The organism is Chitinophaga polysaccharea, assembly GCF_902150045.1.
GTDB lineage: Bacteria > Bacteroidota > Bacteroidia > Chitinophagales > Chitinophagaceae > Chitinophaga > Chitinophaga polysaccharea_A.
Window position 1 is genome coordinate 3114586 of record NZ_CABFVU010000001.1, and the last position, 13638, is coordinate 3128223.

The window sequence follows — 13638 nt, forward strand, 5'->3', positions numbered from 1 at the left end:
CGATTAAACGAAAAGTTATGATATTGCTGGTATTGATATTGGTTCTTTTTGGCGCGGCGTTATTGTCGTGGGTAGCGGGCGTGAAAAGCCATGCAGCCAGCCGCTGGATAGCTCTTTGCAGCCTGCTGGTGAACCTGGGAATTATCACCGGGATATGGCTGGAACATACGCACAGTAACAGCCGTTGGTGGTACCAGTTCCGGATGGACTGGGTACCGCATTTCGGTATCAGCCTGCACCTGGCCATGGATGGTTTGAGCATGCTGATGCTGGCGCTTACATTTTTCCTGGGAGCGCTGGCTGTACTGATCTCCTGGAAGGAGATACAGAACAGGGTAGGGTTCTTTCACTTCAACCTGTTGTTTGTGCTTTGTGGTATAACGGGTGTTTTTCTTACCATGGATCTTTTTTTATTTTATTTTTTCTGGGAGATGATGCTGATACCCATGTATTTCCTGATTGGGATCTGGGGACATGAGCACAGGGAGTATGCAGCCAATAAATTTTTCCTGTTTACCCAGGCGGGAGGGCTGCTGATGCTGCTGGCCATACTCGGTCTTTACTTTGTACACAAAGCTAACACCAACGTATACACGTTTAATTATTTTGAATTACTGAATACACCTATGACGCCTTTCATGGAGCGCTGGCTGATGCTGGGCTTCCTGATCGCTTTTCTTGTAAAGCTGCCGGCAGTGCCTTTTCACACCTGGCTGCCGGATGCGCATACAGAAGCGCCGACGGCAGGGAGCGTGGTACTGGCAGGACTGCTATTGAAAACAGGGGCTTATGGTATACTCCGTTTTGTATTGCCGTTGTTTCCTATAGCAGCAGCTGATATAGCGCCGGTGGCTATGCTGCTGGGAGTGGCTGGTATCCTGTATGGAGGTATGCTCGCTTATGCACAAACTGATCTGAAAAGACTGATCGCGTACACCAGTGTAAGCCATATGGGTTTTGTACTGCTGGGCGCTTTTGCTTTCAATGAAATAGCGTACCAGGGGGTAGTGATGCAGATGATCACGCATGGTATCAGCACCGGCGCATTGTTTATCATTGCCGGGGCATTGTATGAGCGTATACATACCCGTAACCTGCGGCAGATGGGCGGCTTGTGGCTACGGCTTCCAATGATGGGCAGCGCCGCCATGATCTTTGTAATGGCTTCCCTGGGTTTGCCCGGACTGGGCAATTTTGTAGCGGAGTTCCTGGTGTTGCTGGGCAGCTGGCAGGCCAGTCACGTGTTTACTATCCTGGCTACTATTGGCCTGGTGGTGGCAACGGCGTACTCGCTGCGTATTATGCAGAAAGTTTTTTTCGGTCCCTGCGACCGGCAGTATGCCATGCCCGATCTGAACGGGCGTGAGCTGGTGATCATCATAGCATTGGTAATAGTGATATGCTGGCTGGGCTTCCATCCGCAACCGGTATTGAATACATCCCAAAACATCGACTATGTCATTCGCTGATTTTTTAAGTCTTGGTCCGCTGATCACCCTGTGCGCTGCAGCGGTGGTAGCCATGTTGCTGGTAGCGGCCTGGCGCAATCACCGCATTGTATACAGCTTTTCGCTCATTGCTTTCGGTATGGCTATGGCAGCGGTGATCCCTGCCATCAAATATATTCCGCACCCGGTGCCACCTTTACTGGTTATCGATGAATTTTCCCTTTTTAATTCCGGGCTGATCCTGGTTTCGGGGTTTATAATCCTGTTGTTATCGTTTAACTATTTCGAGGAAAGGGAAGAGCGGAAGGAGGAGTATTATATCCTCCTGTTACTGGCTACCATAGGTGCTTTGGTACTGGTGGTGAGCCGCCATTTCATGTCGTTGTTCCTTGGACTGGAAATACTGAGCATCAGTTTGTACGGCCTGATCGCGTATCTCCGTGCCCGTGAGCGCTCTGATGAAGCGGGCATTAAATACCTGATGCTGGCTGCTTTGTCTTCGGCTTTCCTGTTGTTTGGTATGGCGCTGGTATATGCCTTCACGGGCCACATGGATTTTCCAGGCATAGGCGCTGCCTTGCGGGAAGCTGGTTACCTGCCGGTGAGCGTGATGGCAGGTTTTGGCCTGATGCTGATAGGTGTGGGCTTTAAACTCGGCATTGTTCCATTTCATATGTGGGCGCCGGATATTTATGAAGGCGCGCCGCTGCCGGTGGCTGCTTTTATTGCCACTGTTTCCAAAGGGGCCATGCTGGTGCTGCTCATCCGTTTTTACCAGGATATTCACGGTAACGACTACCCGATGTTGTGGTGGATTGTAGCTATTATAGCGGTGGCTTCTATGTTTGCCGGCAACTGGCTGGCGCTTACCCAGCAAAATATTAAACGTATCCTGGCTTATTCTTCCATTGCGCATATGGGCTATATCCTCGTGGCTTTTTTATCGGGGGTGCAAACCGGGCTGGAAGCACTGGCCTTTTACCTGGTGGCTTATTTTATTACCAGTATCGGCGCCTTCGGGGTGGTGATTGTTATGTCGAGCAGTTTGCAGGATGCAGAAACGATTGCTGATTACAGGGGGCTGTTCTGGCGCTATCCCTGGGTGGCCACCGTATTTACGGCCATGCTGTTATCACTGGCAGGCATCCCGCTTACAGCGGGTTTTATCGGCAAGTTTTACGTAGTGTTGGCGGGGGTGGACGGGCACCAGTGGTTCCTGCTGTTTATGCTGGTGATCAACAGTGTGATAGGGTTATACTATTATATCAGGCTGGTGGCGGCTATGTTTGCCGTGCCCGCAAAAGGGCAGCAAACAACGGTGGTACCGGCCTTGCCCATGGCCGGTAATATTACCCTGGGTATCTTAACTATACTGTTAATAGGGCTGGGTGTATATCCTACTGCTATGATGGCGTTGATCCAGCAAATGATGCGGATCCTTGTTTAACCCGCCCTGTTCTGTTCATCGCTGGTACCGGTTTTTCTTTCACGGGCCGCTTTAATGGTGGCGCTGCCGAACTTATAGCTGAAGGAAAGATTTACCGTGCGGAACTGCCAGGTATTGAAAATGCTCATATTCAGGTTGGCAAATTCTGCGGCCCCGCGATAGCTTTCATTCCGGAGGATATTGTTATAACTTAATTTCACCGTAGCGTTTTTATTCAGGAACATTTTCTGAACGCCCAGGTTCAGGTTATACTGCGCGTAGCCCCTGAAAATACCGAATATAAAAGGTGAGTTATAATACCCCATCACTTCTACCTTAAAATCCTTAGGAAGCGTAATAGTATTGGTGCTGCTGATATAGTAGTTAAAGTTATACCGGTAGTAAGGATCATTGGTGGTGGGATCTTCAAAGCGGTATTTGTTATACGAAAAATCTGCATTGTTATCGCTGGTCCACCACTTTGTAAATTGGAACGGTAAGGTAAACAGGATACTGTAGATATCTGTATTATCATAGTTCCGCTCCGTACTGATAGAGGCTTTGGTGCTATCATCCTGGGTAATGAATTCTTCCATCATGTCTTTGATCCGGCTATAGCGGAAGGTGGCAATGTACTTGTCTTTAAACGTATAGGCCAGTTCTGCAATATTGCTGTACTGTGGCCTCAGGTAAGGGTTTCCCCTGAAGTAGGTGTACTTGTCAAGGTAAAACATAAACGGGTTCAGCTGCCCGTATTGCGGTCTTTCTATCCTGCGCGACATCGCCAGGCTTACCTTGTTTTTATCATTCAGCTTTTGTTCGATGTTAATATTGGGAAAGAAGTCGGTATAGGAACGTTTCACATTGGTGCCCGTTGTGTAGGAAGTACCGTTGGATTCGGTGTTCTCTACCCTCAGGCCCAGCTGCATGTTCGTTTTCTTTATTTGTTTTTTGTAAGTGGCGTAAGCGGCATAAATATTTTCCTCGTAGTTAAAACGGTCGCTTAAGGAAGGGGATGGTTTATAACTGCCATGATATAAGGAGTCAAACTGCAACACGTTGGTGGTGGTTACAAAGCTGGTTTTAGCGCCGGCTTCCAGTTTACCTTCTTTTCCGAGGGGCCAGCTCAGGTCGGCCTTGAGGCTTTTGATAATTACCTGCGTGCCGCCTGTAGTACGGATACTGTTAGGATTGCGGTTCAACTGTGTTTTAGCATCATACAAACTGTCGTTCAGCTGCATAAGGCGGTGGTTATTGAACTGGGCATAGTCGGCATCAAAGCTGATCTCCCGGCCGCCGGCAGTGTCCAGGATCACTTTATAGTTCAGGTTGAGCGCAATGTTATCGAATTTATTATCATTGGTGGTAAGGGAGTTCACGATGGAGTCTGCCGGCATATTGATACGGCCAAGATTTGCATCGCTGTAGATCTGGTTGGTGAAGGCGTTTTTATAACCATTGGCCAGTATGCCGATGGTTTGTTTATCATTGATAAAATAATCCATTCCCACCTTCAGGTAATTATTCTTAAAGCGGTTGCGCTGGAATATGTTCTGCTGGAGATAGGTGGAGCTGCCGTCGCTTTCTTTTACGTTCCGTTTGTATTCACGGGTCACCTGCCGGGGATAGTCGCCCTGGTCGAAATTACCAAACAGGTTGAATTTTTCTGTTCTCCAGTTAATGTTACCGGAAATGCCATAGCGGCCGTATCTCGACTGGGTAAGGGTAGCGTTCACGTTACCGTTTATCCCTGTCATTTTTCCTTTTTTTGTTTTTATGTTGATGATACCGCCATTACCGGAGGCGTCATATTTGGCGGAAGGACTGGTCAGTATTTCAATAGAAGCGATGCTTTCGCCGGGTGTTGTTTTAAGGAGATTGGTTAATTGCTCGCCACTCAGGTAGGTCAGTTTACCGTCGATCATCACGGTTACGCTCTGCCCTTTCAAGGTTACGTTTTCGTTGTTGTCTACCTGTACGCCCGGGGCGCGGCGGAGCAGGTCCAGGGCGGTGTTACCGGCGGCGCTCACACTGTTTTCAATATTCATCACTGTTTTGCCGGCAGAACTTTCAATAAACGGTTTCTGGGCGGTTACATTAACTGCCTGGAGGTTTTTACCTAAAGTATGCAGCCGGATCGTGTCCAGGGTAATGGCTTTATGGGTGGCGCTGAGCTGGAAGTTTTTGCTGTAAGTGGTATTATATCCCATCTGGGATGCCTGTATGAAATAATGGCCGTATGGTATTTTTTCAAAGGCGCAGTTGCCGGTGGCAGTGCTCAGTTCCCCCTTCACAAGGGTGGAATCCTTTATATTCCTCACCATTACGCTGGTAAAGGGCAGCGGCTTACCTTCGTGGTCTGTAATTGTCAGTGTAATTTTTCCTGTGGAGTTGGGTTGTTGTGCCAGGATAGGGTGCGCAACCACAAAAAGCATTCCCAGGGCTACGATGATTGTTCTCATACTATCGTTTCCGTTGTAAAATTCTCAAAAGCTGATTCCCAAAAAAGGGGCTGTTATTTCCTGCTGCAGTTTTCCTGATAGTATTGAAGCGCCGATCTTAACACGTCCTGTATTTTACCAAGGGGCATATTTCCTGTTTCGTTCATTACACACGACGATGGGGCAGTGGAACAGGCGGGTGTTTCCCTGAAGTTTCCGAGGGTGATCAGGTAAATAGGCAATTCATCCGGGTTACTGGCGGAAAGGTAGCCACGGTTGACCATTGTCCCTCCGCATGCAATGATCAGCATTACTACGGTACTCAGGCTTAAAACGATAGCAACTTTTTTCATACCACAATTTTACTAAAGACGAACGGGTACGAAAAAAGTTGCACGAAAGGGGGGAATAATTTTACTGGATAAATTTATTTTTTGAGCAAACGCTGTATGGTAGCGGGCGAACGTTGTTCCAACAATATAGTGCGGCCGTCGCTCAGTTCCTCCAGCAGGCCGTTTTGGTAGTAGCGTACGGTAAGCAGTTCCAGCCCCTCGTTATAAACGATCTTGAACTGTTGATGGAGGGTTTTGATCAGGAGCTCTATCTTCTCCGGGTTATTGTCTATGCAGCAGGAGAAATTGATCGCCCCGTTCTGCATCAGGTTAATTTTCACCTTCAGCCCGTGAAAGATCTCATAGATATCGCTGATCTTATCTTCTGTAATAAAAGAATAGTCTTTGGAGGTAATGTTCAGTAATACCTGGTTCTTTTTGAGCACAATAATAGGAGGCAGCTGTTTTATATCAGCGGTTTCCTTAATTACGGTACCAGGCAGGTTTTTATCGAGAAAGCACTTTACCAGCAGCGGGATCTGTTTGTTCTGTAACGGCTTAATGGTTTTTGGGTGGATCACCTGGGCGCCATAGTAGGCCATTTCTATCACTTCCCCGTAGCTGATCTCCGGTATGTTTACGGTATTGGGGAACAGTTTGGGATCGGCATTTTTCAGTCCTTCCACATCTTTCCAGATGGTTTGACTTTCCGCGTCCAGCATGTTGGCGAAAACGGCGGCGGAATAATCACTGCCTTCCCTGCCCAGGGTCACGCTTTCGTTCTGGTCGGTACTGCCTATAAAGCCTTGTGCAATCACAATATTGGTGCTGTTGAACAGGGGTACCACCTTTTCGGTTACCTGGCGCTGGGTATAGGTCCAGTCGATATTGGCATCGCGGAAGTTATCATCTGTACGGAAAACGTCTCTCACATCCAGCCAGGTATTATGCAGGCCTATGCTGTTAAAAAAGGCGCTTACGATGGCGGTGCTGAGCAGTTCGCCCAGGCTCACCAGCTGGTCGTAGTAGTAATCGTAAGTGCGTAAAGGTTTTTCACCCAGCGTCCATTCCGCCTCGGTGAAGAACTGCTGCAGTTGGGTAAACAGCGGATGCTCCTTTGTGCCCAGCAGAGCTTCGGCTACATTTATGTGTTGTTGCTCGATATTATACAGGAGTTGTGCGGCTATTTCCCTTTTGCGCTGGAAAAAGTTCTGTACCACCTTTTCCAGCTCGTTGGTGGTTTTAGCCATTGCAGAAATAACAATGAGGAGTTTTTCGTCCGGGAATGACTGTACAATCTGAGCCACCTGCCGGATACGTTCAACACTTTCTAAACTTGCGCCACCAAACTTGAAAACCTTCATATGATAGTTTATCTTCTTTTAAAAAATTATTCGGCAAAGTAAGACAAGTTTAGAATTGTTTTAAAATCTGTTTGCAGATAAATGACAGTTCTGTTAAAATAATTTCAATTGCCTAATTTCGTCCGTACAACCTAACGTTATGAATCTTAAGCAAAAAGTAATGACACTGGATGAATTTACCATCCAGGAGTTACGGAATTACCCGGGCGCTACTGGTCAGTTATCTGGTTTACTGCGTGATATCGGTCTCGCTGCTAAAAGGGTAAATGTGGAAGTAAACAAGGCCGGTATTGCTGATATCCTGGGGGAAGCCGGCAGAACCAACGTGCAGGGGGAGTCAGTAAAGAAGCTCGATGAATTTGCCAATGAGCAGTTCATTGATGCCCTGGAAACCAGTATTTACTGCTGTGGCGTGGCCTCGGAAGAAAATGAAAACTTCATCCCTTTCCACGATGAACATTCCAGAAAGTCTAAATACGTGGTATTACTGGACCCGTTGGACGGTTCCAGTAATATAGACGTAAATGTATCCATCGGTACTATTTTCTCCGTATATCGCCGGCTTACCCCGGAGGGATCGGAATGTGAGCTGGAAGATTTCCTGCAGCCGGGCACCCGGCAGATCGCCGCAGGCTATATCATCTACGGATCTTCCACGATGATGGTGTATGCTACCCGACGCAGCGTACAGGGATTCACCCTGGATCCGTCTATCGGGGAATTCTGCCTGTCGCACCCCAACCTGAAATGCCCGCCCGACAGTGATATTTTCTCTGTAAACGTAGGCTACTACCACCTGTACGAAGCCAAAACCCGTAAGTCGATCGATTACTTCATGGCGAGGAACGAAAACGACCGGATCTACCGTCATCGTTTCGTGGGCTGTATGGTGGCTGAAATACACCGTACCCTCATCCAGGGTGGTATATTCATGTACCCGGCATTTGGTAAATATCCGGCCGGACGTTTAAGGCTTTGTTACGAATGCAATCCCATGTCTTTTATCATGGAAAAAGCGGGGGGCGTGGCGATGGCCAATGGCAAACAACGGCTGCTGGAACTGAAGCCTGTACAGCTGCACCAGCGCATGGCCATTTTTATTGGTTCCAAAACCATGATGGACACCTGGCAGCGGATCATCAACGAATAAGCGTAAAAAAATAATATAAAAAACGGTGCACGGCGGATACAAAAGATCCCCTGTGCACCGTTTTTAATTTCCGGCGCCAGGCTTGATAAACCTGGCCCGATTTTAATAGTCATATTATTATTCTTTATTCATTTTTAATTATTAACCATTTAATTGCTATGTTGATTTTGAAGAACCTGCGGATCATTGCATTATTAGTAGCCCTGTTGGCCGTTATCCAGGTTAGCGCGTGTTCACGTGCCACTCATGCGGCAGACAGCAGTAATGCAGGCGCCGGCATGGATGAACAGATCCTTTATTACACCAACAAGTTCCGTGCATCCAAAGGCCTGAAGCCCTTACAGCTGGATGCCACCATCAGCCAGCAGGCCCGCCGCCACAGCCGGGATATGGCTAACGGCAGCACCGGTTTCGGTCATGAAGGATTTGAAGAACGGGTAGCCAACGTGTCTAAAAAAATGGGCCGCGTAGCCAGTGCCGCTGAGAATGTGGCTTATGGTACTCTTGATGCAGAAGCTGTAGTAAACGGCTGGATCAAGAGCCCGGGGCACCGTAAAAATATGCTGGGCGATTATACGCTCATAGGGATCGGCACCGCGGATAAAGGGAGGATCACCTTCTTTACACAGGTGTTTATCAAACAGTAATTTAAAAAGATGGGGGACAGCAGCAAGCTGTCCCCTTCCTTTTTCTCGCATTCTTTCTGTAATTTGGCCCCATGGAAAAGAAAAAGATCATTGAGGTAAGTAACCTGGTGAAGAAATACGGGGAATTTACCGCGGTAAAAGGGATCAGCTTTGAGGTGTTCGAGGGAGAGATCTTTGGCCTGCTGGGGCCTAACGGCGCCGGTAAATCCACCACCCTGGAAATTATTGAGACCCTCCGGGAGAAAACATCCGGTAAAGTGATGGTGGGAGGTTATGACCTCGATAAAGCCCCCAATGATATCAAGAAGATCATCGGCGTACAGCTCCAGAGCTCCGGTTACTATCCAGGGCTAAACCTTACAGAGCTCATCGAAATGTTTGGCGGCTTATATAACCAACCCGTGCAACCAATGGAGCTGCTGGCGATGTTTAACCTGGAAGATAAGGCCAAAGCAAAGTTCAAGGAGCTTTCCGGCGGCCAGAAACAACGCTTTTCCATTGCTACCACCCTTATCAATAAGCCACAGATCATATTCCTGGATGAACCTACTACCGGCCTGGATCCGCAGGCCCGCCGCAACTTGTGGGACCTTATCCAGCAGGTGCAACGCCAGGGCACTACCGTGGTGATCACCACGCATTATATGGATGAAGCGGAGTTCCTGTGCGACCGCTGTGCTATTGTAGACAGTGGTCTTATCATTGCCATCGACTCACCGGATGCGCTGATCGACAAACTGGTTTCTTCCGGTTTTGAAAGGAAGAAAGAAGTGAAGAAAGCAAACCTGGAAGATGTGTTCATCCACCTGACAGGGAAAGATTTACGCGAAGAATAAATCATGGAATCACTTAAATATCCTATCGGCCGCTTTGAAGCATTACCGGATTATACCCCGGAAATGTTGCACGGTTTTATCAACGACATCCGTTACCTGCCCCAGCTGGTGGAAATTGCGGTGCAGCACCTGGACGAGTTCCAGCTGCAAACGCCTTACCGACCCGATGGATGGACGGTAGTGCAGGTGGTACACCACCTGGCAGACAGTCATCTGAACGGGTATACCCGTATGAAACTGGCGCTCACGGAAGATCAGCCGGTAATAAAACCCTACGAGGAACAGCTGTGGGCGGAACTGCCGGACGTAAAATTTACGCCCATTAATGTGTCCATTACCCTGTTACATGCGCTGCATCAACGCTGGGTAAGCCTGATGGAACATCTGACAGAAAGTGAATGGGAACGCACTTTTATACACCCGGCCAATGGCACCCGGCATAACCTGAAAACCCATGCCGCCAATTATTCCTGGCATGGAAAACACCACCTGGAGCATATCCTGCGCCTGAAGGAACGAATGGACTGGTAAAGCATTGTTATTATGAATATGGATTGGAAATTATTGTCGTCGGAATATCTTTTTAAAGACGCATGGCTTACAGCACGCATCGACACCTGCGAAACGCCCACCGGCAAAATTGTTGCACCTTATTATGTACTGGAATATAACAACTGGGTAAACGGGATGGCCCTGCGGGAAGACGGGCAGGTGATCATGATCCGGCAGTTCCGGCAGGGAGTGGGCAGAACATTGCTTGAAATCCCCGGTGGTACTATGGATCCCACAGACCCGGACCCTTTATTTGCTATGAAACGCGAGATGCTGGAAGAAACCGGCTATGCGTTCAAGGAATGGGTATCGCTTGGCACCATTGCTCCCAATACCGCTTCCAGCAATAATTACACGCATATGTTCCTGGCAACGGGAGGAGTAAAGGTCCAGGATCAGCAACTGGATCACAATGAAGAAATTGAAGTGGTGATCATGCCACTGGAAGAGTTACAGCAACTGTTACTGGACAACAAGATAGTACACAGCCTGCATACCACTTGTATCTTTTACGCGTTGCTGTATCTCGGTAAAATGACAATGAAATAATTACATCACCTCTGCTACAATAAAAAAGCTGCCGCAAACAAGGATCATATCATCCGGTTGCGCATGTTGCCTGGCTGCCTGCAATGCTGCCTGCACGGAAGGGTATGCATGGCCATGTAACCCGCTGTTGGCGGCCATTTCCGCCAGGGCCACTTCATCCATCGCACGGGGGATCTGTGCCTTACAGAAATAATAATGTGCAGTAGGAGGGAACAATGGCAGCACTTTCTCTACTTCTTTATCTTTCACAAATCCTGTTACAATATGTAGCTGCTGGTAATTAACATGGCCCAGCTGTTGCATCACTTCACGGATGCCGGCTTCATTATGACCTACATCCAGGACAGTGAGCGGATGCCGCTGAATGATGTCCCAGCGCCCCCGGAGGCCCGTTAGTTTTTTTACATGGGAAAGCGCGTGCGTGATGTGGTCCCAGGTAATATGCCAGCCGTTTTGCTGTAATATCTTTACGGCAGACAGTACGCCCATTACATTTTTTTCCTGGTACCGCCCGTTCAGGTCCAGTTGTAAACGGCGCATCTGTTGTTGTCGTGTATCCAGTAACGTTATAGTGAACTGGTTGCTTTCAATGGCGCCGGAGGCTTCCAGCCATTCCTGGTCGGCGAAGTGGATGGGAGCGCCCAGTTTGTTAGCGGTATTGATAAACACATCCTGTACTTCCGACTGTGTTTCACTGATCACTACCGGTACGCCGGCTTTGATGATCCCGGCTTTTTCAGCGGCAATTTGCGGGAGGGTATCTCCCAGAATATTTTTATGATCATAGCTGATATTGGTGATCAGCGATAGTTCAGGAATAATCACGTTGGTACTGTCCAGCCGGCCGCCAAGGCCCACTTCAATGATGGCAATGTCCACTGCTTCCTGATGGAAGTAGCTGAATGCCATGGCTACGGTGAGTTCAAAAAAAGAAGGCTGGATGTTGGTGATGTGGGTACGCATTTTTTCTGTAAAGTCAACTACAAAATCTTCAGGCACCATTTGCCCGTTGATGCGGATACGTTCCCTGAAATCCAGCAGGTGGGGAGATGTATATAGTCCCGTTTTATAACCGGCCTGCTGGAAAATGGCAGCCAGCATATGGCTGGAAGATCCTTTACCGTTGGTACCGGCTACATGTATAGTTTTAAAATGTTTTTGCGGTTGGTTCAGCTGATCCAGTAATGCAATGGTATTATGCAGATCTGTTTTAAACGCGCTGGCGCCTACCCTGGTAAACATGGGCAGCTGTGCATAGAGATAGTCCAGCGTTTCTTTGTAAGAGGCCATATCAGTAATTATTAACTACCGGGCAATCCAACTGGTTGTTACGTTTTTTAAATAAGCCACCACCGTTGCCCCGTTCAAACATGCTTGAATTTAAGCGCAAAGCTACGAAAGCATTTGCACGATCGATATGTCTTTGAAAGAGGTTGGTAAAAATTGTGCCGGAGCCGATCAGGAGCGGGCCTATGCGTATACCGGCCCCTACATCGGCCTGGCCGTTGCGGTTAATGGTGAATGGCATATAGGCGCCGAAAAGGTAGGTTTCGTACCGTGGCGTAATACTGAATTGTGTTAGTGCATACGTTTTTGAGATGTCCCTGTTTCCTGCCGTTAATGCGATTACCGCATGAGCGCTGATAAAGAAGCGGCTGTCGATGTTGTAATCTCCCATCAGGTTCAGGGCGGTAGGCAGCATCATGTTGAAAGTAGAGTCGGTCCCGATTGGCGTGAAGTAATTGTTGAGCCGCCGGGCATATTGCTGCAAGCTTTCATTTTTTTTATACTGGATGGCTTTCGGATCCACATTATCTTTTACCAGGCTGAGGTTTGTATTGACCGGAGACCTGTTATATTTTATCCTGCCGATGTCGGTAACGGAAGCGCCTATACGGAATTTGTAATCATCTGCATCGGAGCCTTCATAGGCGCCAAAGCCACCGTTATCGGGCCGGTATTCATAGATCACGCCGATGTCTGCGCCTATACCGTTATTCTGGAACAGCTGAAGGTTTTTTTGCGCGGGCGACTGCCAGTCGTCCATTTCTTTATTATAGCCGTAGTACAAAGTACCGCTGGTGATAGCGGCATTACGGGATGAGTTGAGCCGGAAGTCTACGTCTTTAACGGCAGCATAGCCTGCCGCCACGCCACTGAGCAGTTTCAGGGTAACGCCAGCTTTCCACCGGCCGCTATAGGTTTCCTTAATGGTGCGTGCATAGCTGAAGCCCAGCTCATGCCATATATGCGAAGAAACGCCAGCTCCTGGAATACTCAGGTTACTGTTGAGATAACCCGGGTTGGGAAAGTCAACCCCGAAGAAATTGGCAATGGGAGTGGTGATGTTACCACCGCTGCTGCTGCTGCGCATGCGCCATACAAAGGAAACGGATTGTTTTTCATCGATAGCATATAATACAGATGGTAACGCAATTTCGGCCATTTCCCAGCCCATTTGTTTCCTGTTGGCGCCTTCATCGAGGAAGTAGTCACGGTTGCGTACAAACGAATCGGGGATATTGAACAATACGGATTTGGGAAAGCTTGCATAAGTGTTGCCGGCATTTACATCTGCCCCGATAATATTTACATCCCATTTATAGCGATACCCGGCGGCGCTGGCCGGGTTGGAGAATACGCCGTAAATACCCGCATAGTTACTGTTGTTGTAACCTGGGAAAGTTTGTGCCACAGCGGCCTGCATCAGCACAAGCAATATTGCAGTGCCGGAAAAGATACGGTTAAGTTTTACAATCATCGTTGGCGATAAAAAATAGGTTTCTCGAAATGGCACAAAAAGCTTGCTCTTGTCTTTTGTTTCAGTCATAGGTAGAGATGTAGGAGCGGTCTGATTTACAGATGAAGCTATTTTGTTCCGGATCAGTTCCTG

12 protein-coding genes are annotated in these 13638 nt (G+C 48.1%); 7 read left to right on the forward strand and 5 right to left on the reverse strand.

Annotated elements, in window-relative coordinates; translation table 11 throughout:
- The first annotated feature begins 17 nt into the window (after window positions 1-17).
- Window positions 18-1469, forward strand: coding sequence for an NADH-quinone oxidoreductase subunit M (gene nuoM, locus FN124_RS12770; RefSeq protein ID WP_142685097.1), 1452 nt, complete (start codon window positions 18-20; stop codon window positions 1467-1469).
- Entirely contained in the window at window positions 1456-2895 is a 1440-nt protein-coding gene (locus tag FN124_RS12775) for an NADH-quinone oxidoreductase subunit N (protein WP_142685098.1), read from the forward strand. The genes nuoM and FN124_RS12775 overlap by 14 nt, the downstream gene beginning before the upstream one ends.
- Here the strand turns inward: FN124_RS12775 and FN124_RS12780 are convergent.
- The 3 genes from FN124_RS12780 to FN124_RS12790 form a co-directional block, all read right to left on the reverse strand.
- Window positions 2892-5336 (reverse strand): TonB-dependent receptor, encoded by a 2445-nt coding sequence (locus FN124_RS12780; RefSeq protein ID WP_142685099.1) that lies wholly within the window; start codon window positions 5334-5336, stop codon window positions 2892-2894. The genes FN124_RS12775 and FN124_RS12780 overlap by 4 nt on opposite strands.
- A gap of 53 nt (window positions 5337-5389) precedes the next feature.
- Entirely contained in the window at window positions 5390-5668 is a 279-nt protein-coding gene (locus FN124_RS12785) for a hypothetical protein (RefSeq protein WP_142685100.1), read from the reverse strand.
- Window positions 5669-5742: 74 nt separating this feature from the next.
- Window positions 5743-7011 carry an aspartate kinase gene (locus FN124_RS12790; protein WP_142685101.1) on the reverse strand — a complete coding sequence of 423 codons (1269 nt, stop codon included), beginning with the start codon at window positions 7009-7011 and terminating at the stop codon, window positions 5743-5745.
- Between the two features lie 139 nt (window positions 7012-7150).
- Between FN124_RS12790 and fbp the strand changes: the two genes are divergently transcribed.
- The 5 genes from fbp to FN124_RS12815 all read left to right on the forward strand — a co-directional run bounded on the left by fbp (window position 7151) and on the right by FN124_RS12815 (window position 10745).
- A complete protein-coding gene (gene fbp, locus FN124_RS12795) occupies window positions 7151-8161 on the forward strand; it encodes a class 1 fructose-bisphosphatase (RefSeq protein ID WP_142685102.1) in 1011 nt (336 codons plus the stop codon).
- 158 nt (window positions 8162-8319) lie between these two features.
- The gene (locus FN124_RS12800; protein WP_221887767.1) at window positions 8320-8808 is read left to right on the forward strand and encodes a CAP domain-containing protein; all 489 of its coding nucleotides are present in this window, start codon (window positions 8320-8322) and stop codon (window positions 8806-8808) included.
- A 71-nt stretch (window positions 8809-8879) separates the two neighbouring features.
- Window positions 8880-9644, forward strand: coding sequence for an ABC transporter ATP-binding protein (locus FN124_RS12805; RefSeq protein WP_142685103.1), 765 nt, complete (start codon window positions 8880-8882; stop codon window positions 9642-9644).
- Window positions 9645-9647: 3 nt separating this feature from the next.
- On the forward strand, window positions 9648-10175 hold the full coding sequence (locus tag FN124_RS12810; RefSeq protein ID WP_185937179.1) for a YfiT family bacillithiol transferase: 528 nt from the start codon (window positions 9648-9650) through the stop codon (window positions 10173-10175).
- Window positions 10176-10187: 12 nt separating this feature from the next.
- On the forward strand, window positions 10188-10745 hold the full coding sequence (locus FN124_RS12815) for an NUDIX hydrolase (RefSeq protein ID WP_260607413.1): 558 nt from the start codon (window positions 10188-10190) through the stop codon (window positions 10743-10745).
- On the opposite strand, the gene FN124_RS12820 is transcribed toward FN124_RS12815, so the two are convergent.
- Together FN124_RS12820 and FN124_RS12825 are read right to left on the reverse strand one after the other, a co-directional pair.
- Complete coding sequence (locus FN124_RS12820; RefSeq protein ID WP_260607414.1) at window positions 10746-12035, reverse strand: bifunctional folylpolyglutamate synthase/dihydrofolate synthase; 1290 nt, start codon at window positions 12033-12035, stop codon at window positions 10746-10748. It lies immediately after the preceding gene.
- 1 nt (window position 12036) lies between these two features.
- On the reverse strand, window positions 12037-13506 hold the full coding sequence (locus tag FN124_RS12825) for a DUF5723 family protein (protein WP_142685106.1): 1470 nt from the start codon (window positions 13504-13506) through the stop codon (window positions 12037-12039).
- Window positions 13507-13638: the final 132 nt, after the last annotated feature.